Origin of the sequence: Devosia sp. (assembly GCF_036563435.1) — a bacterium.
Lineage (GTDB): Bacteria > Pseudomonadota > Alphaproteobacteria > Rhizobiales > Devosiaceae > Devosia.
In genome coordinates, this window is record NZ_DATCMJ010000006.1 from 87,224 (window position 1) to 107,520 (window position 20,297).

The 20,297-nt window shown below is 62.1% G+C and carries 20 protein-coding genes; 10 read left to right on the plus strand and 10 right to left on the minus strand.

Annotated elements, in window-relative coordinates:
* Positions 1–182: 182 nt before the first annotated feature.
* On the minus strand, positions 183–815 hold the full coding sequence (locus tag VIL88_RS04550; RefSeq protein WP_331986454.1) for a PilZ domain-containing protein: 633 nt from the start codon (positions 813–815) through the stop codon (positions 183–185).
* 130 nt (positions 816–945) lie between these two features.
* A complete protein-coding gene (locus tag VIL88_RS04555; RefSeq protein WP_331986456.1) occupies positions 946–1,599 on the minus strand; it encodes a PAS domain-containing protein in 654 nt (217 codons plus the stop codon).
* Between the two features lie 182 nt (positions 1,600–1,781).
* On the opposite strand from VIL88_RS04555, the gene VIL88_RS04560 reads away from it, so the two are divergent.
* Positions 1,782–2,516: a rhomboid family intramembrane serine protease gene (locus VIL88_RS04560; protein WP_331986458.1), complete on the plus strand. Its 735-nt coding sequence runs from the start codon at positions 1,782–1,784 to the stop codon at positions 2,514–2,516.
* On the opposite strand, the gene VIL88_RS04565 is transcribed toward VIL88_RS04560, so the two are convergent.
* From VIL88_RS04565 to folE, 5 genes are all read right to left on the minus strand, one after another.
* Complete coding sequence (locus tag VIL88_RS04565; protein ID WP_331986460.1) at positions 2,513–3,742, minus strand: OpgC domain-containing protein; 1,230 nt, start codon at positions 3,740–3,742, stop codon at positions 2,513–2,515. The two genes, VIL88_RS04560 and VIL88_RS04565, sit on opposite strands and share 4 nt — an antisense overlap.
* Positions 3,729–5,492 carry a glucans biosynthesis glucosyltransferase MdoH gene (mdoH, locus tag VIL88_RS04570; RefSeq protein WP_331986462.1) on the minus strand — a complete coding sequence of 588 codons (1,764 nt, stop codon included), beginning with the start codon at positions 5,490–5,492 and terminating at the stop codon, positions 3,729–3,731. The genes VIL88_RS04565 and mdoH overlap by 14 nt, the downstream gene beginning before the upstream one ends.
* 147 nt (positions 5,493–5,639) lie before the next feature.
* Entirely contained in the window at positions 5,640–7,238 is a 1,599-nt protein-coding gene (locus VIL88_RS04575; RefSeq protein ID WP_331986464.1) for a glucan biosynthesis protein G, read from the minus strand.
* 233 nt (positions 7,239–7,471) lie between these two features.
* Positions 7,472–7,924, minus strand: coding sequence for a phosphoribosyl-AMP cyclohydrolase (hisI, locus tag VIL88_RS04580; protein WP_331986466.1), 453 nt, complete (start codon positions 7,922–7,924; stop codon positions 7,472–7,474).
* A gap of 16 nt (positions 7,925–7,940) precedes the next feature.
* Positions 7,941–8,561: a GTP cyclohydrolase I FolE gene (gene folE, locus VIL88_RS04585; protein WP_331986468.1), complete on the minus strand. Its 621-nt coding sequence runs from the start codon at positions 8,559–8,561 to the stop codon at positions 7,941–7,943.
* Between the two features lie 142 nt (positions 8,562–8,703).
* Here folE and VIL88_RS04590 point away from each other — a divergent pair, with 142 nt between their 5' ends.
* From VIL88_RS04590 to VIL88_RS04615, 6 genes are all read left to right on the plus strand, one after another.
* Complete coding sequence (locus tag VIL88_RS04590) at positions 8,704–9,156, plus strand: iron-sulfur cluster assembly scaffold protein (RefSeq protein ID WP_331986470.1); 453 nt, start codon at positions 8,704–8,706, stop codon at positions 9,154–9,156.
* Positions 9,156–9,467: a membrane protein insertion efficiency factor YidD gene (yidD, locus tag VIL88_RS04595; protein ID WP_331986472.1), complete on the plus strand. Its 312-nt coding sequence runs from the start codon at positions 9,156–9,158 to the stop codon at positions 9,465–9,467. Before VIL88_RS04590 ends, yidD begins: the two co-directional genes overlap by 1 nt.
* Positions 9,468–9,548: 81 nt before the next feature.
* Entirely contained in the window at positions 9,549–11,531 is a 1,983-nt protein-coding gene (thrS, locus tag VIL88_RS04600; protein ID WP_331986474.1) for a threonine--tRNA ligase, read from the plus strand.
* Entirely contained in the window at positions 11,531–11,761 is a 231-nt protein-coding gene (locus tag VIL88_RS04605) for a hypothetical protein (RefSeq protein WP_331986476.1), read from the plus strand. The genes thrS and VIL88_RS04605 overlap by 1 nt, the downstream gene beginning before the upstream one ends.
* Before the next feature lie 13 nt (positions 11,762–11,774).
* Positions 11,775–12,203 (plus strand): alternative ribosome rescue aminoacyl-tRNA hydrolase ArfB, encoded by a 429-nt coding sequence (gene arfB, locus VIL88_RS04610; protein WP_331986478.1) that lies wholly within the window; start codon positions 11,775–11,777, stop codon positions 12,201–12,203.
* Between the two features lie 33 nt (positions 12,204–12,236).
* On the plus strand, positions 12,237–13,640 hold the full coding sequence (locus tag VIL88_RS04615; protein ID WP_331986480.1) for a phosphomannomutase: 1,404 nt from the start codon (positions 12,237–12,239) through the stop codon (positions 13,638–13,640).
* Between the two features lie 36 nt (positions 13,641–13,676).
* Here VIL88_RS04615 and VIL88_RS04620 read toward each other — a convergent pair whose 3' ends face one another.
* Together VIL88_RS04620 and VIL88_RS04625 are read right to left on the minus strand one after the other, a co-directional pair.
* Positions 13,677–15,464 carry a hypothetical protein gene (locus tag VIL88_RS04620; protein ID WP_331986482.1) on the minus strand — a complete coding sequence of 596 codons (1,788 nt, stop codon included), beginning with the start codon at positions 15,462–15,464 and terminating at the stop codon, positions 13,677–13,679.
* An 82-nt stretch (positions 15,465–15,546) separates the two neighbouring features.
* Positions 15,547–16,542, minus strand: coding sequence for a hypothetical protein (locus VIL88_RS04625; RefSeq protein WP_331986484.1), 996 nt, complete (start codon positions 16,540–16,542; stop codon positions 15,547–15,549).
* A gap of 168 nt (positions 16,543–16,710) precedes the next feature.
* On the opposite strand from VIL88_RS04625, the gene VIL88_RS04630 reads away from it, so the two are divergent.
* The 3 genes from VIL88_RS04630 (at position 16,711) to VIL88_RS04640 (ending at position 19,459) form a co-directional block, all read left to right on the plus strand.
* Positions 16,711–17,292, plus strand: coding sequence for a nitroreductase (locus VIL88_RS04630; protein WP_331986486.1), 582 nt, complete (start codon positions 16,711–16,713; stop codon positions 17,290–17,292).
* 81 nt (positions 17,293–17,373) lie between these two features.
* Entirely contained in the window at positions 17,374–18,168 is a 795-nt protein-coding gene (locus VIL88_RS04635; RefSeq protein ID WP_331986488.1) for a transglycosylase SLT domain-containing protein, read from the plus strand.
* Positions 18,169–18,256: 88 nt separating this feature from the next.
* Positions 18,257–19,459, plus strand: coding sequence for a DUF2336 domain-containing protein (locus VIL88_RS04640; RefSeq protein WP_331986490.1), 1,203 nt, complete (start codon positions 18,257–18,259; stop codon positions 19,457–19,459).
* Here VIL88_RS04640 and VIL88_RS04645 read toward each other — a convergent pair.
* Positions 19,456–20,232 (minus strand): NAD kinase, encoded by a 777-nt coding sequence (locus VIL88_RS04645; RefSeq protein WP_331986491.1) that lies wholly within the window; start codon positions 20,230–20,232, stop codon positions 19,456–19,458. The two genes, VIL88_RS04640 and VIL88_RS04645, sit on opposite strands and share 4 nt — an antisense overlap.
* Between the last annotated feature and the right edge of the window lie 65 nt (positions 20,233–20,297).

The following is a 20,297-nucleotide window of genomic DNA, read 5'->3' on the forward strand; positions in this document are numbered from 1 at the left end:
ATTCGGCTGCGGTTAACCATGGAGGGGTGGAGGAGTCTTTGCTGGCCACCTGCTCCTAGCCTGCCTGTCCTAAGGGAGGAACAGACCGAGGGCGTGTAGCATTCGTGCCATTCGGGCATAGCCCTTATGGCCTGCTCGCCTCAAATCGATCCCCTGGATCGGTTTACCCTAGGGAACGGCTCTCAGTTCATCCGCAGGTTCTGCTGAATGACCGTCAGCATTTCCTGTGCGGAGGCAAATTCCACGGCGACGCCGTTCTGGAAATGGCGGACGACGCGCGCCCGCATGCGGCCCAGCGTGACCGGCGTGCCCATTGCCGGCCGCACGTCGAGTTCGATAGCGGCGCCCGAGAGCGAGATATCGATGATCTTGCAGTTGTAGCGGCGTCCGTCATCGAGCACGACGGTGGAGTGGCGGATATCGGGGACGACACGTTCGTGCCGCCGATCTTCGGGCAGATCGAGGATGTCCTTGTTGGCCAGCCAGGTGAGTTGGGCCGCCAGTTTGTCCCGCTTGCGCGGTGAGGCGGAGATGTCCATTTCGAACCCGCCTTCGGCCTGGCTCTGAATCGTGCCTTCGATGCGACCGATATGGTCGATATAGGCAATGACCTTCTCGCCGTCCTGGCCCGGAACGGGGGCGACTACCAAGGCGTCGCCGGGCGACATTTCGAGGATCTGGCAGGGAAATTCACGCCGGTCGGCGAGCATATAGCGGCCCAGCACCGAAACCTTCACGCGCTGGAACTTGCCCGCATCCGCACGCGTGCGGTTGGGGGCAATAAACTGCGGTGAGGGAAGGTCGTCGCTCAGCATTCACCAGACCGCCAGCACATTCGATTACTTGCGCAAACCTAACCGCTTCTGGTTAACGCAAGGTGACAAATACCTGACATGCCGTTCCGCAAGTCAGTATGCAATGGCGCTGATTTGACGAAAATGCCGATTACTGGCGACCGCCGTCAATTACGGCAAGATGGGCGTAGCGACGTGCGGTACGACCATAGACCACAGCAGGCAGGCCCATCGGCGAAGCGCCGCCGCTGAAGCTGCTCTCGTTGACGACACTCGCCGCCACTTCGCGCACCGAGTCTTCCGTGCCCATGTCATCGGGCCAGATCAGGCGCAGCCCGGTGATGCGCTGTTCCATGATCGGCTGCACGCCCAGCCAGTAGGGCTCTTCCAGTGCCGTCATCGCGCCAAGCAACCGCGTATGTGTCGAGCCGTTGTGACGCAGCGGCATCAGGATGGTTTCAAAGCTGACCTTGGTGTGCAGGGCAGTGGTGCCCTGGAAGGTCACCAGGGCGACGGCATGATCTTCGGTGACAGCCCGGATCAGTGTGTCCATGGCGTCGTGGTCGCGCTCGTGCCAGAGGGCGCTGAAGGAGCGGCCCTTGAGCTCGCGGCAATAGCTGGTGCAAAGATGGGACCCGGCGAGGCGGAAGGAGAACTTGTCGCTCTCGTCGAGTTCCAGAATGAACGTGTTGGCCAGTGCCTCGCGAATGCGCGTCGGATCGATATCCTTGCGGTCGGGTGCGCTACGCGAACCTCGGATCGAGTTCCAGTATTCGTAAAGCGTTCTGGTGCTGTTCTTTTGCATTCTGATTGGACCCGATCAGCCTGTCGCCAGCGTTCCCCCCGTGGAACGCTTTCGCCGCTCCGAGACATTGGCAAAAGCCGGCGGCAAAAGCGCTCTTAAAGGAAAGTTAAGGTTAACGCGGGGGCTGCCATGTGGAAAAGAACAGCCAGAGGCGCAGGACGCCAGCGAGTCGGAGCGAAGCGATGATTGAACAAGGCGAGACGCCGGTGAATCCAGAGCAAAAGGGGCGGGAGCCGATCTTCCTGTTGCCAGGCGCTGTCACCGCGATGATCGGCGTCCTGCTCGCGATTCATCTGGCATCAACCTATGCGCTTAATCAGGACGGCTATCTGCAGCTGATCTTCTGGCTCGCCTTCCAGCCGCTTCGCATCGTGGCGGCGCCCACTGATCCGTCCCTTGCCGTGCCGCTGCTGTGGACGCCGTTCACCCATGCTCTTCTGCATGGCGGCTGGGAGCATGTTCTGGTGAACACCGCCTGGTTCGCGATCTTTGCGACCCCACTGGCGCGGCGCTATGGAGCGGGCCCGATGTTGATCATCTTCTTTGTGTCCGCCGCGGCCGGCGCAGCGCTCTTTGCAGCCACAACGCTGCTCTCGGGCTCGTACCTGATCGGCGCTTCGGGCGGTGTCGCGGGGCTGACCGGAGCGGCCGTGCGGTTCATCTTCCAGCCCGTCATCGTAGCGCAGCATCCCGAAACGGGCGAGCGCATGGTGCTCGGCCGGCGCCTCGCGAGCTTCGGCGACTTGTTGCGCGACAACCGGGCACGGTTCTTTATCCTGATCTGGGTGGTACTCAATGCTGCAGTGCCGTTGCTGCCGCTCGTCACCGGCATGGAAATGTCAGTGGCCTGGCAGGCGCATCTCGGCGGCTTCTTCGCCGGTATCCTGATGGTCGGGCTTTTCGAGCGCCGCCACTAAGGCGCGCTCGGCACCTTGCTGCGGCTCAGCTCCGCCGTTCTCGTGAGGAGCCAGGCAAGGGCAACCAGAAAAAGCAGGCCACCGCCGAGGATCAAGCCGTCGAAGATAGGGTCGGGCTGCCGGGCAGACTTGACGGCTTGAAGGAACATGCTGAGGACGGTGCCGATGGAAAAGACGGCGAGCCCTTGGCGTCCCATGAGACGAAGGGGGGCCGCAATCGCGGAACTGGCTAGGCGCTGCATCACCGGTAGGTGACCTAGGAAATAGAACAGCGCCAGCGCATGCAGCAGGCGCGGGAGCGCCAGAAAGGTCTTGTCGAACCAGGTGATGTAGAAGGGCAAACCCGCCTGTGACAGCGCAGAAAGGCCGCTCATCCCGAGCTTGCCCACGGGCGGAACCTTCATCCAGAGCAGGACCAGCAGCAGGAACAGGCCGCAGGCGGCAAACAGCACGCGATGGTAGGGGATGAAGCGGCTGCCCGCTTTCATCGCCGCTCCGGACAGGAGACCTATCACGAAAAGGATTTGCCAGGCGAAGGGATCGAAGAACCAGCCGCCGGAATTGGGAAAGGCCGGCAGGTTGAGCCGGAACTGTCCGGCCACGGCCCAAAGAAGTATCGAGGCCGACAGCACGAGCCAGGGCTTTCGCAGACCCGCGAGCAGCACTAGCGGCGTGATCAGCAGCAGGGTCATATAGAGCGGCAGGATGTTGAGATAGCCCAACTGGTGACTGAGCAGCGGAATTCCAATGATGGTGCTTAGCGGCTTCTGGAACAGAGGGGCGACGTTGTTCTTTGTCAGAAGCTCCGGCAGATCGAACCAGAGGGCGCCCGCCGCAAAGATAGCCAGGCTCGCCATAGTGATGGCGATGTGGACCAGGTAGAGCTGACGCGCGCGCGCCCAGACCTTGGCCGTGGCGGCCCAGAGGCTGCCGCTGCGGAAGCGGTTGGAATAGGCTAATCCGGCGGCCATGCCGGACATGAAGACGAAGGCTTCGGCCGCGTCGGAAAAGCCAAAATTGCGGTTGGTAAAGTTCTCGTAGACCGTGCCCGGCACGTGGTTGACGAAGATCATCACCAGCGCAATGCCGCGAAACATGTCGAGGCGCGCGTCACGTCCGACCGGAGCACTAGTCTCCTTTGGTGCAGCGGACGGCAGGACAGCACGGATCAGGCTGGGGCCAAGCAGGCCCGCAGCGCGATGGGACGCCAGTTCAGGCAATGACATGTGTTGGCGTTCTCACAGACGCAGCATCGGCCTCGATCGATGAGCCCTGAATGGTCCAGGCCGTCATGATGGCGCGTTGTTCCTTGATTACGGAACTCGGTGCAAGCTCTGAATCCGTGGCGAAGAGTTTGGGCGTAGCAGTGCCGCGCTTGGGGCGTGAGGTCCAGGAGATCAAGACCGGCGCAAGGAGGGCAGGCAGCATGGCTGGAGCCACCCAAATTGCGCTGCCGGAGGCAAGCAGCACGGCCCCTGCAAGCGTTGCTGCTGCAATGGCCACGATCCACCAGCTCGCGCGCCAGGCATCGGCGAGGCTGATCCAGTTCTGGCCGCGGCGTGTCGCGGGCCACCCGCCATCGATGCCGAGCAGCACCTGGATGACAGCGCGGCTCTGAAGAAATAGCAGGGTGGGCGCGAGGAGGGTCGAGAGCACGATTTCGCCAACCACCGATCCGCCAGCGGCAAGCGTTCCGCCAAAGGAGCGGTTGCGTCCGTCCAGGATGCTGCGCAACCATATGGCTAACTTGGGCAGGAGCAAGATGGCGGCGACGGCGATAGGCAGGGTCCAGGCGCTGATGTCGGTCTTGCTGAAGCCACGGACAACAGACGGTTGTTCCGGTACTAACGCTACCATGCTGGCGACCAGAAGCAGGAGCCAGAGTGGGGAAGCCAGATAGGCCATGATGCCCTGCAGGAAGATGAAGCGGCTCCAGAACTTGAGACCGGGCGCACCGACGAGGCGGGCGTGCTGCAGGTTGCCCTGGCACCAGCGGCGATCGCGCTTGGCATATTCAATGAGGTTGTCGGGGCCTTCCTCGAAGGAGCCGGGCAGGGCCGGGTCCATCTGCACCTTCCACCCGGCGCGCGACAGCAGTGCTGCTTCGACATAGTCGTGGCTAAGGATGTGGCCGCCGAAAGGGGGTTTGCCGGACAGTTCAGGCAGGCCGCAGCTGGCAGCAAATGCACGTACCCGAACAATGGCGTTGTGACCCCAATAGGGACCCTCATTGCCCTGCATCATCGCGGCGCCGCGCGCAAAGGTGGGCGACAAGTAAGCGGCGGCAAACTGAAGCGACCGGCCGAACAGGGTGCGCGCGTTGATCACGTGCGGCACGGTCTGGAACAGGCCGAGCTGAGGATCGGCATCCATCCGCCGTGCCATTTCGCCAATGGTCGCCCCTTCCATGAGGCTATCAGCGTCAAGGATCAGGGCGTAGTCGTAGGCACCGCCTGAGCGAGCGACGAAATCTTCGATATTGCCAGCCTTGCGGCCGACATTGCGCTCGCGCCGGCGATAGAAGATGCGGCCGGCGCCCATGGGTTCGTCGATCAGCCGATTGAACCAAACGACCTCAAGCGCGGCTGTTTCCATCACTTGCGTGTCGGAAAGGATGACGAAATGGAAGCGCTCAGCGATGCCCAAGGCAACGAGGCTGCGGTTCATGGCAGCGATACGCGAGAAGGTGGCGACCGGGTCCTCGTTGTAAACGGGCACCAAAATGGCGGTCATGCCCTTGGGCGCCTGCGTCGGCTCGCCCTGGATGAGCCTTGAGGGCGTAAGCACGCCCAGGATGGCTGCAGCACTGCCCCAGATCAGCCAGAAACCGGTAAGCACGACGAGGGCCGTACGCAACAGATCGATTGCTGTCACGCCGCCCTGGCCGGTGAGGCGCAGGAAAACGTAGGCGCCGGTAATCGTCAGCGCGGCAGCAAGCGATAATGCCAATAGGCGAAGAGCGGTAGAACGACGCATGAGGCTCCTGGTCGACCTATCGACCGGTAATCGCCGATAGAGTCAGCCGGATCACGTCGAAGAAGCTCCGCCGTTCGAGCATCTGCTTGGGCATGTCGAGCGGGGCGTCAGGCAGAGACCTGGCCATGGGGAATTCTCCGCTATGCTTCATGCTTCGGGCCTCCACTGATAGAGCCAAGTTTCGGTAAGTTTGCGCCCCAGGCCAACGACATAGGCCTTGAGCTCGAGCGGCACCGTTCCGTCGGTTTCCACATCGAGCACCAGGCGCCAGACACCATTAGCTTCGACACGAGAAAGCACGGAACTCACAATGGTTCCCGCGCTGGTTGTCGCAAGGACGTCGAGTTCATCTTCCTCGGTCATACCCGCGAGATCCCCACCTTCGAAGTCGATGACGAACTTACGGAACGAGGCCTTGGATTCGACACCCGAAACGCCGCCAACGCCGCTGCGCGTTTCAGCTACATAGGCGAGCGACGCGTCGGCGCCGGGGTTCAGATCACCCCAAACCATGCGGTAGCTGAACTCGCGCGAGCTGCCGGCAGTTACCTGCTCCGCAGGCACCCAGAACGCCCCGATATTGTCGTCGGCCTCGAGCTTGGCCGGGATCTCGATCAGGCGCACCATGCCCTGGCCCCAATCGCCGATAGGCTCGATGCGCAGCGAGGGGCGACGCTCGTAGTGTGCTCCGGCGTCCTGATAGGTCTCGAAGTCGCGCCCGCGCTGGTAGAGGCCAAAGGCGCGCGGATTGTGCTCGGCGAAGTACGAATTGCCCAGCGTGCTCGAGTTGTTGAGCGCGCGCCACAGCACCTCGCCCGTTTCCATCTCGATGAGCAGCCCGTTGCTGTCATGGACTTGTGGCCTGTAATCGTCGAACCCGGCGCGGTTAGCTTCGGCATAAAGGAACATGGAGGTCAGCGGGGCAACGCCGAGCTCCTTGACGTCAGCCCGGAAAAACAGCCGGGCCGTCACTTCCATGATGGTTTCCTGCCGCGTGTCGCGCGCCGGCGTAATCAGAAAGCGATAGGCGCCCGTGACGCTCTGGCTTTCAAGCGCGGCGTAAACGGTGAGCGGGCCACCGGACACAGGCTTTTCAGCATAGAATTCGGAGAAGCGGGGAAATTCCTCAGGCACATCGAGCCATGAGTTCATCAGCAGGCCACGGGCACTCAGGCCATAGACATTGTTACGGCCCAAGGCGCGAAAGTAACTGGCGCCGAGGAAGGAGACGACTTCATCGTAGGTGCCGGGGCGGTTCATCGGGTAGTTCACCCGAAAGCCGGCAACGCCCGGGAACTCCGCAGCCGAGGCGGCCTCGCTGACGGCTTCATCGTGGTAGTCGAAATCAGCCGCGCTGAAGCCGATAGAGTGGGCTTTGCCGTCCACGATCTCATAGACATAGACGGGCTCAGGGAACAGCCAGCCCATGTGGAAGGCCTGCAGGCGGTAGCCCAAATCCTCTGCCGCCCACTTACTGGCTTCGGTGCGGTACTGGATGCGGCGATAGGCGTCGTAATCGAGGCCCTTGAAGGCCTCTGGCAGCACGTCTGGTGCCGGCTTGAAAGGTTCAGCCGCCAAGGTCTGCATTCTCTGGCTGAAGCTGTCGAAATCGAAGGCAAATTCCTTCGCCGTTTCGATTTGTGCGAGAGCCGGTGTGGAGAGCGACGTCGTGGCCAGAAGAGAGATTGCTGCCAGTCCCTTAAGGAACTGACGACGCGTGTGCGGAGTTGGAATGTGACGCTTCAACACAATGCCCTATGGGTCTCGTTTGGCCGACTTCTTCGGCAAAGCGCGAACGCCGCCTAGAGCAAAAAGTTGTTGCATAGCGGGCATTCGCAAGGAACATAGCTCCTGGCCCGTTTGAACGCGGCGGCGCTACGTGATTGGCGTCAAAAAGTCCGACGATTCCCGCCATTTTAAGGCACAAGCTGCCTTAATCTCACAAAGCCGTGAATCCGTGCGCAATTGCCGCACGCGTTTCAGTGCCCGTAGACCTCATTTGGGTCGAATAGCCGGGGCTGAAGGGTGTCAGTCAATACAGCCTGCCCCTCCACGAGCTGGACGGTGCGGTAAAAGCAACTCTTGCGCCCGGTGTGACAGGCCGCGCCCCTGCCGGTTTGCTTCACCACCAGCACCAGCGCGTCCTGGTCGCAATCGGTGCGAAGTTCGACAACCTGCTGCAATTCACCCGACGTCTCGCCCTTTTTCCAGAGCTTGCCGCGGGAGCGTGACCAATAGTGTGCGATGCCCGTCTCCAGCGTAAGCGACAGGGCTTCGGCATTCATGTGAGCGAGCATCAGCACATCATTGCTGCCATGCTCGACAGTCACTACCGTGATGAGGCCGCTCGGGTCAAAACGCGGTGAAAAGGCCGAGCCTTCCTCCAGCTGTTCATGCGACAGCCCAGCAGGGTCAGCAAAAACAATTGTCATGTCAGCTCCAGCGGCTCTAACGCCGGATCATGGCGTAGAAGCGATCCTGCTCAACGCGGTCCTCGGCAAAAGTGCCTGTAAACCGGTGCGTCACGGTGGCGGCTCCATGGGCGCGAACACCGCGCATCGACATACACATGTGTTCAGCCTCGAGCATCACGGCCGCGCCGCGGGGATGCAGATGCTCGTTTATGGCGTCAATGATCTGCGCGGTGAGATTTTCCTGGGTCTGCAGGCGCCGGGCGAAGACATCCACAAGGCGAGCAAGCTTGGAGAGGCCTACCACGCCTTCCTGAGGCAGGTAGGCGATGTGTGCCTTGCCGACGAAGGGTACCATGTGATGTTCGCAATGGGAGCTGAAGGGAATGTCCTTGACCAGAACGATATCGTCGTAGCCGCCGACTTCCTTGAAGGTCTTGGCGAGTATGGCGCCGGCGTCTTCGTCATAGCCGCCAAAAAACTCGCCATAGGCCCGCACCACGCGTGCCGGCGTTTCCAGCAGACCCTCGCGGTTAGGGTCATCACCGGCCCAGGCAAGAAGCGTGCGCACGGCAGCCTCCGCTTCCTCGCGCGTCGGGCGCGAGGGGAGGGCAGTGGAAGTGCGAAGGGCGCCGATCGGCTTGGTCATCGCGTCCATGTTGGTCGGCTCCTAAACGCTTGGCCATTCCGCGAGACCAGAGCGAAAAAGGCAGGTGCGGCAGTCGAGCCTGACACTCTGCGTATCAGCCTCTATATAAGAGGGGCGCCGAGCGCTCACAAGAAACAGAATTGTCCGGTTAATGGAACTTAGCGATCTCTATTCCCAGAAAATCCTGGACCTCGCCGGGAATGCGCCTAACCCGGGGCGGTTGACGCGCCCGCATGTCAGTGCCCGCAAAGTCAGTCGGGTTTGCGGCTCGATGATCGAAGTCGATGTTGCGGTTGAGAACGAGATCATCGTTGCCTATGGCCATGACATCTCCGCCTGTGCGCTGGGGCAGACATCGGCTGCGGTGGTGTCCAGGGAAATCGTTGGAACGCCAGTCAGCGAATTCAGGCAGTTGCAGGCGCAGATGCTGGCCATGCTCAGGCAGGATGGTCCTCCACCTGAGGGGCGTTGGAGCGATCTTCGCTATCTCCAGCCGGTGCGCGACTTCAAGGCACGGCACCTTTCGACCATGCTGGTTTTCGATGCGGTGGTGGAGGCATTAGAGAAAGCTAAGTCCGCAGAATCGGTTACGGCACGAATTTGATGGAGCGGTTCAGCAGCTATCTCTGGCGGGCAGTGGACCTGCCGTTCAAGGTCGCGGCGGTATTCCTGATCACCATCTACCGCTACACGCTCTCGGCCTTTGCAGGGCGGACCTGCCGCCACTTGCCGACTTGCTCGGAATATACCAGCACGGCCATATGGCGTTTCGGGTTCTGGCCCGGTGGCTGGATGGGTCTTGCCCGCTTCGTGCGATGCCGCCCCGGCGGGACGCATGGCTATGATCCGGTGCCGGAAGGTGTGCCTGCAGGTGCCAAGTGGTATGCGCCCTGGAACTATGGGCGCTGGCATTAGGCTGGCATTAGAAGCAAAGCGTGATAGACAGGCGCTCTTGCAGCGATTTCGCTGCCATTGTCCAATTCTGGAGACCCTAAAATGACGATCAAGGTGACGTTCCCCGACGGTGCAGCTCGCGACTATGCGCGTGGCACCACTGGGACCACCGTTGTCGAGGGCATCTCCAAGTCGCTGGCCAAGAAGACGGTGGCGATGCGCTGGAACGGCGTGCTCAGCGATCTCAGCGATCCGCTGGAGCAGGACGGCCGCATCGAATTCGTCACGCGCGACAGCGGATCCAAGGACGTGCTGGAACTGATCCGACACGATGCCGCACACGTGCTGGCGGAGGCGGTGCAGGAGCTGTGGCCCGATACGCAGGTGACGATCGGTCCGGTGATCGAGAACGGCTTCTATTACGACTTCAAGCGTGACGAGCCGTTTTCGGAAGAAGACTTCCCGGCTATCGAAAAGAAGATGGCCGAGATCATCGACCGCGGTGCCGCCTTCACCAAGGAGATCTGGACGCGCGATCAGGCGAAAGCCTTCTTCAATGCGCGTGGCGAAAACTTCAAGGTGGAGCTGGTGGATGCCATTCCGGCCGACCAGTCGCTCAAGATGTACAAGCAGGGGCAGTGGATCGACCTCTGCCGCGGGCCGCATATGCGCACCGTCAAGGATGTCGGCATGGCGTTCAAGCTGACCAAAGTGGCGGGCGCCTATTGGCGGGGCGACAGCAACAATCCGGTGCTGTCGCGCATCTACGGCACGGCTTTCGCAAGCAAGGAAGAGCTCGAAGCCTATCTCCACATGATGGAAGAGGCCGAAAAGCGCGATCACCGCAAGATCGGGCAGGAAATGGACCTCTACCACTTCCAGCCCGAGGCGCAGGGATCGGTGTTCTGGCATCCGCGCGGCTATGTTCTTTACAACCAGATGGAAGCCTATATCCGCCGCCGCCTAAACTCTTCCGGCTATGTCGAGGTGAAGACCCCCCAGCTGATGAGCTCCAAGTTCTGGGAGCAGTCGGGGCACTGGGGCAAGTATCGCGAGAACATGTTCGTGGTGCCCGACGAGGTGCCCGGCACGGAAGAGGAAGGTCCGGTCCTGTCGGGCAAGGGCGACCTGATGGCGCTCAAGCCGATGAACTGTCCGGCACACGTGCAGATCTTCAACCAGGGCATCAAGTCATACCGCGACCTGCCGCTGCGCATGGCAGAATTCGGCTGCTGCCACCGCAACGAGGCGCATGGTGCGCTGCATGGGCTGATGCGCGTGCGCCAGATGACGCAGGACGACGCCCATATCTTCTGCCGCGAGGACCAGATCCAGAGCGAAACCGAGCATTTCGTGCATCTGCTCTATTCGGTCTATGGCCATATGGGTTTTGACAACGTGGTCATCAAACTGGCGACGCGGCCGGAGAAGTTCGGCGGTACCATCGAGCGCTGGGATGCGGCCGAGAAGGCGCTGGGTGATGCGCTCCGAGCAACGGGTTATGACTTCGAGATTGCCGAGGGCGAGGGAGCGTTCTATGCACCCAAGCTCGAATTTCACCTTAGGGACGCGATCGGACGCTCCTGGCAGGTCGGAACGCTGCAGCTCGACTATGTCTTACCCGAGCGGCTCGACGCCACCTATGTGGCCGAGGACGGATCACGCAAATATGCGGTGATGCTCCATCGCGCGATCCTGGGATCGCTCGAGCGTTTCATCGGCATGCTGATCGAGAACTATGCCGGCAAGATGCCGATGTGGCTGGCCCCGACGCAGGTGGTGGTGGCGACCATTGTCTCGGAAGCGGACGAGTATGCGCAGAAGCTGGTCAACCAGCTGCGCGCCGGCGGCATTCGCGCCGAACTCGATACGCGCAACGAGAAGATCAACTACAAGGTGCGCGAGCATTCGGTCGGCAAGGTGCCGCTGATGTTCGTGGTGGGCAAGCGCGAGGCCGAGGAGGGCACCGTCTCGGTTCGTCGCCTTGGCACCGAAGGGCAGAAGGTGGAGCCGTTCATGGATGCGCTGGTCGCGCTGATGGCGGAAGCAACACCGCCCGACCTCAAGGCCGCGCAGGCTGCCTGATGCCGCAGCGTCCGTCCAATCGCGAGATCAAGGCCCTGACGCATCTCGGTGAAGAGAATGCGTTGGGGCCGGGCGACTTCAAGGACATCGGCGAGAAGGTCTTTGCCGGCATGCTCAAGAAGGGCTGGGTAGTCGAGGCCGAAGGCATGCCGGGAAAATACCGGGCGACCATCAAGGGCCTGACCATCCACGAGGGTGAGATCATCTTCGCGGGCCGCCTGCGCCGATAGTGGAGGAGCGGGGATGGCTGACCCCATTGTTATCACCCGCTCCGTCTCCATCGACCCATCCGAGATCGAGGAGAGCTTCGTCCGGGCCTCCGGTCCGGGTGGACAGAATGTCAACAAGGTGTCGAGCGCGGTGCAGTTGCGCTTCGATCTCGCCAACTCGCCGAGCGTCCCCGAGGCGATGAAGCGGCGGGTTTCGTCCTTGGCCGGCAAGCGACTAACCAAGGACGGCGTCATCGTCATCACGGCGAACACGCATCGCGATCAACCCATGAACAGGGCGGATGCTCTGGAGCGGCTCGTGGGGCTGCTGGTGGCCGGAGCGCAGGTGCCCAAGGCACGCGTGGCCACGCGGCCAACGCTCGCAAGCAAGCAGCGGCGGCTGGAGGGAAAATCCATCCGCTCGCAAGTCAAGAAGCTCCGGGGCAGCCCGCTCGACGGGTGACGCTACCGAAGCAAACAAGAAGCGGAGACGGAGATGAGCGGCACGAGCCTCAAGTTCGGGACCAGCGGATTGCGCGGCCTGGCAGTGGACCTGGAAGGACAGGCTGCGCGGCGCTATACGGCCGCCTTCCTCCGCCACCTCGAGAAACTGGGTCAGGCCGGCGGCGGCACGGTGTTCATCGGCCGCGATTTTCGCCCGTCGAGCCACGCCATCATGCGTGACTGCGCTGCCGCCATTGCTGCTGCAGGGTTGACGCCGGTGGATTGCGGTGCGGTACCGACGCCAGCCCTGGCGCTCCATGCCATGGCTGCAGGATGCGCGGCGATCATGGTGACCGGCAGCCATATCCCCTCGGATCGCAACGGGCTGAAGTTTTACCTGCCCGTCGGCGAGATCAGCAAAGCGGACGAGGCAGGGATCCTCGCTGAACTGCGCAATGAAATGGTTGCCGATCTTGTCGGGGACGTCGCCGACGCGTTCGACGCGGCTACTGAGCGCTACTTCGAACGTTGTGCGTCGCTGCTGCCGAAGGGCGCGCTGAGCGGCTGGCGCATTGGGGTCTTCGAACACTCCACGGTCGCGCGCGACTTGCTGAAGCGGATCGTCGTGCACTATGGCGGGGACGCTGTTCCGCTGGGCCGGAGCGATGTCTTCGTGGCCGTGGATACTGAAGCGTTCGGCGACGAGGTCTTCGCCCCGCTGCCGCAGTGGATTGCCGAGCAGCGTCTCGATGCCTTGATCTCGGCCGATGGCGATGGCGATCGGCCCTTGCTGATGGACGCCGCGGGGCAGTTCGTGCGTGGCGATGTTCTGGGGCTGATCACGGCGCGCTATCTTGGTGCACAGACGGTGGTCACGCCCGTGACCTCCAATTCGGGTATCGAGCGGACCGGATCCTTTTCGCGGGTGCTCCGTACGCGCGTTGGATCGCCCTATGTGATCGAAGCCATGACCGGGGCTCCGGGTTCGGTCATTGGCTTCGAGGCCAATGGCGGGACCTTTGTTGGCGACAAGGTCACGGCGGCCGGAGTCCCGCTGCCGGCGTTGCCGACCCGCGATGCCCTATTGCCGCTGCTCTGTGTGCTTGGCCTGGCAGCTGGCAAGGACACCAGTGTCGATGCACTGGTCCGGCAACTGCCGTTGCAGCACGCGCTGGCGGACCGGCTGCAGAACGTGCCGAGCGAACGAAGCGCTGCTTTCCTATCCAGGCTGTCAAGCGACAGCGACTATGCCGCCACAATCTTCGAGCCGCATGGCATTGCCGACCTGTCGCAGATTGACGGCCTGCAGTTCCGCACCCGTTCGGGGGACATGGTGCACTTCCGTGCGTCCGGCAATGCGCCCGAGCTGCGCTGCTATGTCGAGGGGAGCACGCCCGAAGTGGCAGAGGCGCTGCTGGCCTGGGGCATGGCTGCGGCTGCACGCGCAGTGGCCTAAAGAAGCGGGGGCCGCCTAGAGGCGGCCCCTGTTCAATTACTTTGCCGTGGCGTCGACGACGACCTTGCTGACCAAGACGCTTGGATCCTGTTCGGCAGCCATGAAATCCACCAAACCGATTCCTGCTGCGTCCTTGGCGGTCATGTCGATGGCCAAGTGCTTGGCCTTGCCGCTGACAAAGCTGCTGACGGCTGCGCCAACCTTCTGGGCCTCGGCGGCACCAGCCAGAACGCTGATGATGGAGCCTTCCGCCAGACCTGCAAAGACGGGTCGCATGGTGGCTGGGTCTGAACCCTGGTCGGCGGCAACGCTGGCAAGGATGATGTCGGAGAGACCTTCGTCATGGACATCCAGCGTCAGGTTCCGAATAGCGAGGGCCATGGTTGCCGCCAGTCCCTCGTTCTCATCGGCGCTGAACAGGGCTTCCGTCGCGTTCGCAAGGGTTCCGCTCAGCACGACGGTCGCCAGATCGGCGCCGGTGATCGATAGTTCTTCGATCGCGATGGTTTCCTCAGCCTCGCTCCAGGCTGCGTTGAAGGTGAAGCCGGTATCGATGCTGGTGATGCCGAGGTCGATCAGCTGCTGCAGTTGCTCATCCTCGGTGTCGGCGGGGAGGTCGAAAACGATGTTCTCGGCCGAGGTCGCCACGTCCGTGGGCATGCCGTTGAGATAGCTGCCCAGGGTCAGGTCAAAGCTGCCGACGCTGGCGACTATCCGGTTGCCCTCCATTTCGGGGTCCGGGATGTCCATGCTGAAGTCGCTGAAGGAAAAGCCTTCGAAGGCGGGGATCAGCGCACGGGCATTCTCCGTGAACCAGGCTTCGTCCAGCACTTCAGGTGCATCCTGCAGCACCGCCAAAGGACCGCTGAGGTCCATCTGCTTGATCGTTACATTGCCCAGGGTGAAGGAGCCTTCGCCCTCGACGTCCACCACGAAACCATCCATGGAGACTTCGGGATAGACGCCCGGGCTCATGCCACCCATCGACATGCCGGCGATGCTGAAGCTCATCGGCTTGCCGTCTTCCTCACCGGAGCAGTCGAAGCCGTCAAAGGTCGCCGGGGTGGTTTCGAATGCGGTGAACATATCGGCATAGAGCCGCACAAGCGCACCCATGACCTGGGGCGAGGGTGTTTCATCCTCTTCCAGCGAGGAGAGCAGCGCGTAAGCGTCAGCGAAGGAGGAACCGAGCGGCCGCGCCTTGAGCTCGCCAACTTCCATGGCGCCCATGGTGCACGACATTTCAGGCGCTTCGAAGGTGCCGCCTTCAAAGGTAAAGTCGCTATAAATGGTCTTGAGCTCGGTGCTGCCATCGGACTCGACCAAGCCGTAGAGCGCGAGCATGCCGGCAATGTCGAAATTGGTGGCGGAGAGTTCGCCGAAATCGGCGGAGCCTTCTTCCCCAGCATCCATGGCGACGCCGCCCAGCGACACTGAGGCGGCACGGCCATCGACCACATCGTTCATGACGAAATTGTTGAAGGTCATGGTGGTGTCGCGCGTTTCCCCATCGACCTCTGTCGTTACATCGAGGATGATTTCCGGGATGGTAATGCTGGCGGCATCGAGGCCAGCGAGGGCTTCAGCATTGTCGACCAACTGGCCGCTGAAGATGTCGCGCAAGGTTTCGTCATCGACATTGGAGTCGAGGGTCTCGATTTCGGGGATGCTCAGTTCGTAGGACGAGAGCGGCGCGGCCTCTGCAGCCGTGCCCTTGTTCTTGACCTTTTGGGCCAGGGCAACATTTGCCGGCAGGGCAACGCTGAGGAGGCAGGCGGTGGCAAAAAGAGCGATTCCGCGCCCGGCTGTGGTGGTGGATACCATCGTACATTCTCCCAAAGGGGTTTTCGGCATGTGATCGACGCGCCGTTCCGATAATTTCCTCGATAGGCGCTAGAAGTGACGTTCAGTAGACGGTCGTCAAGACCTCGATCTCCTGCGCAGGACCGGGCCGGACTTGAAATTCAAGGTCGAAGACCTGTTCCCCCTGTTTGGCCAGCACAACATAGTCTCCCTCCGCCAGAACCGTGGACGGAAAAGCGCCCAGCTCGGTGAACAGTGTCTCACCCGCGGCAGCTTTGACCGTCCACTCCACGTCGGCAATGGCTTCGCCGCCCGCTTCGGAGACGAGCTTGAATGAAACCTGGCTGGCGTGGTGGTAGAGCGTCGCGTCCGTCAACTGGCCAGCTTCGACCCGCAGGTCTGCCCGCACGACGGCGTTGATGGTGCCGAAGTGCGAGACAATGTGGTAGGTGCCGGCGTTGAGAGTGACAATGTCGTTCGGTCGCACGGCTTCGGCAATCGGTGTGCGGCTGCCTTCGTCTCCTGATGTCAGGATGTCGAAGGTCGAAAGATCGGGCGGGATGGCAATGTCATCGGTGACTGCGGCGTTGAGCCGTAGAGCACCGGCCTCCAGCACGAAGGTCTTCTGGTTGGCGCCCGGCGCAACTGACAAGGGCTCGCTGGTCTGCGCCCGGCCATAGGCGACGTGAACTACGTATTCCCCAGGGGGAAGCTGCACGGTCGGTTGACCCAGTTCAGACTTGGCGACAAGTGCCAGTTCGCCCGTGGCATCGGGTACCGTGTCGAAAACGCGCCAGACCAACCCTTCCGGGATTGCAGGTCCGTCAGGGGTGATGCTTGCCGTCAAGGTCACCGGCTGTGGAGCAGAGGTGAGCGCAGTAATGGCATCGGTAGCAGGCGTGTCCGAGCCTTGATTGCCGGCAGGCGCGGTTCTCTGCGGCAAACTATCAGGATCGGGGCGAGGCCGCGGCAAAGGGGGAATATCTCCCTTGCCAGCTTCACCGGTCTCCTGCGCCATGACGGGAATTTGGAGGAGGCAAGCAGGCACTACTGCGACGGCCAGCACAAGAAGAAGAGCTAGGATTGGTCGCAGGCGCATCGGGGTTCCCGGGAAGCAAGGATCGGCATTTGGTCGTCATAGGCTACGATTGGGAAGAAGCTGTGTCACAGAGCCAGACGGATGAAAACACTGGAAGTGAGGCCGGGCCAAATTATCGGTGCACCGCCGCCTGATTGCCGCTATGGCTCACGGCAAAGGAGACACCCCATGCCACCCAATGCCTCGACGCGTGACTACCTGCTGACGCGGCGTTCAGTGGGCATAGCGTTCCTCAAGGAGCCGGGTCCGAACGCGAGCGAACTGGAGCAATTGCTGACGATCGGCACGCGCGTGCCCGATCATGGCAAGATCAATCCGTGGCGGGTGGTGGTGATAGAGGGCGATGCGCGGGCAGAGGTGGGCGCCAGGTTGGCGGAGATTCATGCGCGCCGCAATCCGGCAGCGGATGAAGCCAGCCTGGAAATCGAGCGGCAACGGTTCTTGCCAGCGCCGCTCACCCTGGTGGTGATCTCGTCGCCCAAGGAGCATCCCAAGGTGCCCGAGTTCGAGCAGTTGCTGTCGGCGGGCAATGTGGCATTCAACCTGGTTCATGGCGCGCATGCGCTGGGCTTTGCCGCATCGTGGGTTACGCGCTGGTTCGCCTTTGATGAAGAAGCAGCGGCGATGCTTAGCGTGGCGCCAGGGGAGCGCATCGTCGGGATTGTGCATGTCGGGACGCCGACTACCACGATAGGGGACCGTCCCCGTCCGGCTCTGGACGAGGTGGTGAGCTACTGGGGGCGGAAGTAAGTACCTGGCAAGGTTGGTTAATGGGCGGTTAACCGTTGGCGGCTATGGTGGCCGGAGCGAATCTGCGGGACGAGCCTTCCGATGGGCGTACAGCCAATCTCGGTGCCACAAAGCCTTGCTTATGTGCTGACGGCGGCGGGTGACCGGAACGGCGTCGATTTCGACTACCTGCTCCAAACCGCCATCCGCGAAAGCAGCCTCAATCCGCAGGCGAAGGCGCAAACCTCTTCGGCGACGGGGCTTTTCCAGTTCCTGGAGGCCACCTGGTTGCAGGTTCTCAAGGAAGAGGGTCCGCGGCTGGGCTATGGCGAAATCGCTGGGCAAATCTCGCGGACCGGAGACGGTGACTATGTGGTGGCCGACCCGCAAGCGCGGGCGCAGATCCTGGAGCTGCGCAAGGACCCGCAAATGGCGGCAGACCTGGCTGCGGCCTTCACCAAGTCGAACGGAGAGTATCTGGAGGCCCGGTTCGGCCGGCGGCCCAGCGCGGGAGAGCTCTATATCGCGCATTTTCTGGGGGCGCAGGGCGCCGAAAGGATGTTCAACGCGGGTCTGCAAGATCCCGACCAGATCGCGGCCAACCTTTTTCCCAAGCAGGCGGCTGCAAACCGGGCGATCTTTTACTCTGACGGGCAGCCACGAACCATCCGCGATGTTTATCGCGTCCTGGTGGCCAAGCACGAGGGCGGCGAGGTCAATGCCGCGTTTTCGGCGCAGCAGATGGCCAGCCAGCCGCAGGCCCCCGAAGCGCCGGTCGTGCCCTCCCGCTTTTCACCCGCCAACATGTCCTTTTCCGGCCTCTTCAAGAACGAAGAGGAAGTGCCAACAGGCACGAGCGACGGTGGCGGTTTTTTCACCCAGCTCTACGCCCAGTAGAGTGGTTAGCAAGGTGTTGCCCGACGGGGTGAACCGTTCCTTAAATCTTGGCGGCTAGGATGATCTTCGCCGGCGTGCGGAGAGTGGAATGGTTGCGTATCAAGAGTTCATGTCGCTATCGCAGTCGCCCGACAGCGAAGAGCGCGGCAGCGCGGCCCACCTGGCTGCACTGGCCTACTTGAATCACACCGGACCTGCCGACGAGCATGCTGCCCTCTATGCAGCGCTGATGGGCTTTCTCGATGATCCTTCGGTGAAGGTGCGGGCTGCACTCGCCTATGGCCTGCTGCATTCAGTCGAGGCGCCACGGCCGATCATCCTGGCGCTGCTGCATGACAGCGCCATCATTGCCCGCGCGGTTATCCAGTATTCGCCAGTGCTGATCGATGCAGACCTCGTCGGTTTGATCAAGACGATGGACCTGCCCATGCTGATGGCCGTGAGCCAGCGGGCAACCTTGAGCACGCGCCTGGCGGCCAGCATCATCGAGCGGGGGCAGGCTCCGGTCACACTCGGCATCCTGCGCCGGCATGACGTTGCACTCGGCGAGGCGGTTCTTCTTGACTTGACTTCAAGGCATAGCGACGAGGCGGAGATGCGCGGCGCTTTGCTGGCGCGCAAGGACTTGCCATCTGCGGCACGCCTACAACTGGTGCAGAAGGTCTCGGCCGTCTTGCGGACCGCTCGCATCGTGTGCGGTGCTGTCGGCGAAGACCGCTTGGCCCGCTTGCTGCGCAACAGTTGCGACACCGCTCTTGCGGCGATCGGCGAACGAGAGGTCATCAAGGGTGGCGGCACCTATGCCAGCGACCTGATCGTTGGTGACAAGGTCAATACGAGGGTGCTGCTGCATGCGGTGGTGACCGGGCATGTCATGTTCTTTGCCGAGTGTCTGGCGGAGTTGGCACAGACGCCCCGGCACAAGGTGTTTACCTTGCTGGAGGGCGGAAGCCGTCCGGCGCTGCATGCCCTGCTGGTTCGCTGCGGCTTGGGCGAGGGGGTGCGCAATCTCCTGGCGCGCCTGGTGCTGCATGCGCGGACCAGCGATCTCGCGGACGATGCCGGGGCCCGGCATTACGTGGTGACGGCAGTGACCGAGGAATTGATCGCCGAACATGGCGGGGTGATCCCCGAGGAGCTGGAGGAGGCCTTTGCCTATCTCAGCGAGCAGAACATCATCCTGGCGCGCAGCGCGGCGCGGGGCGTGATGGCGGCTTTTGCGCTTGACGCCATCAACCCCATGGCTTTGCCGGACGTAGAGACTGACCGGCTGTCGCTGCCGGCAGCCTAGAAACGGAACTGCTCGCTGAGGACGCGCTCTTCGAGGCTGGTGCCTGGATCGAACAGCAAGGTCACGCCCTGCGTCCGATCCTCCTTGATGGTGACTTCAAGGACGTTCTGGAATTCCACGTTGTCAGCCACGGCGCTGACGGGGCGCTTGCCTGCTTCACGGGTAATGAAGCGCACCACGGCACCATTGGAGAGGATGGCTCCGCGCCAACGGCGTGGCCGGAAGGGCGAGATCGGGGTCAGGGCCAGCAATTCCGCCTCGATGGGCAGGATGGGACCATGGGCGGAGAGGTTATAGGCGGTGGAGCCGGCCGGCGTGGACAGCAGCACGCCGTCGCAGATCAGCTCCTCGAGACGTGTTTCTCCGTCGACAATGATCTGGATCTTGGCCGCCTGATAGGTGGAGCGGAACAGCGAGACCTCGTTGAGGGCCAAGGCTGTCTGCGTCTTGCCCGCGGTGTCCACCACATCCATGGAGAGTGGGAAGATACGGGTGCGCTGCACGAGATCGAGCCGCTGGTCGAGGTTGTCCTCGGAGAAGGCATTCATCATGAAGCCGACCGATCCGAAGTTCATCCCGTAGACCGGGATGCCGGTTCGCATGACCCGGTGGAGGGTCTGCAGCATGAGGCCGTCACCGCCCAGGGCCACGACCACGTCAGCCACATCCAGGGGGTAATCGCCATAGCGGGCCTTGAGACGTGTGGCAGCTGCATCGGCCTCAGGCGTACCATTGGTCACAAAGCAGATCCGGTTGTTAGGTGGGCTGGACACAAGTGGTCTCCGCTACAAGGCGCGATTGCCTAGCATGAGGCGCAGGGGCGTTTCCAGCGCCAGCC

Coding starts and splice junctions, on each gene's coding strand:
- VIL88_RS04550 (WP_331986454.1), bottom strand. CDS start 815: ATGCTGAGCGACGACCTTCCCTCACCGCAGTTTATTGCCCCCAACCGC.
- VIL88_RS04555 (WP_331986456.1), bottom strand. CDS start 1,599: ATGCAAAAGAACAGCACCAGAACGCTTTACGAATACTGGAACTCGATC.
- VIL88_RS04605 (WP_331986476.1), top strand. CDS start 11,531: ATGCCGCAGCGTCCGTCCAATCGCGAGATCAAGGCCCTGACGCATCTC.
- VIL88_RS04640 (WP_331986490.1), top strand. CDS start 18,257: ATGGTTGCGTATCAAGAGTTCATGTCGCTATCGCAGTCGCCCGACAGC.
- yidD (WP_331986472.1), top strand. CDS start 9,156: ATGGAGCGGTTCAGCAGCTATCTCTGGCGGGCAGTGGACCTGCCGTTC.
- VIL88_RS04615 (WP_331986480.1), top strand. CDS start 12,237: ATGAGCGGCACGAGCCTCAAGTTCGGGACCAGCGGATTGCGCGGCCTG.
- hisI (WP_331986466.1), bottom strand. CDS start 7,924: ATGACAATTGTTTTTGCTGACCCTGCTGGGCTGTCGCATGAACAGCTG.
- arfB (WP_331986478.1), top strand. CDS start 11,775: ATGGCTGACCCCATTGTTATCACCCGCTCCGTCTCCATCGACCCATCC.
- VIL88_RS04625 (WP_331986484.1), bottom strand. CDS start 16,542: ATGCGCCTGCGACCAATCCTAGCTCTTCTTCTTGTGCTGGCCGTCGCA.
- VIL88_RS04565 (WP_331986460.1), bottom strand. CDS start 3,742: ATGTCATTGCCTGAACTGGCGTCCCATCGCGCTGCGGGCCTGCTTGGC.
- VIL88_RS04630 (WP_331986486.1), top strand. CDS start 16,711: ATGCCACCCAATGCCTCGACGCGTGACTACCTGCTGACGCGGCGTTCA.
- mdoH (WP_331986462.1), bottom strand. CDS start 5,492: ATGCGTCGTTCTACCGCTCTTCGCCTATTGGCATTATCGCTTGCTGCC.
- VIL88_RS04620 (WP_331986482.1), bottom strand. CDS start 15,464: ATGGTATCCACCACCACAGCCGGGCGCGGAATCGCTCTTTTTGCCACC.
- folE (WP_331986468.1), bottom strand. CDS start 8,561: ATGGACGCGATGACCAAGCCGATCGGCGCCCTTCGCACTTCCACTGCC.
- VIL88_RS04590 (WP_331986470.1), top strand. CDS start 8,704: ATGGAACTTAGCGATCTCTATTCCCAGAAAATCCTGGACCTCGCCGGG.
- thrS (WP_331986474.1), top strand. CDS start 9,549: ATGACGATCAAGGTGACGTTCCCCGACGGTGCAGCTCGCGACTATGCG.
- VIL88_RS04635 (WP_331986488.1), top strand. CDS start 17,374: ATGGGCGTACAGCCAATCTCGGTGCCACAAAGCCTTGCTTATGTGCTG.
- VIL88_RS04560 (WP_331986458.1), top strand. CDS start 1,782: ATGATTGAACAAGGCGAGACGCCGGTGAATCCAGAGCAAAAGGGGCGG.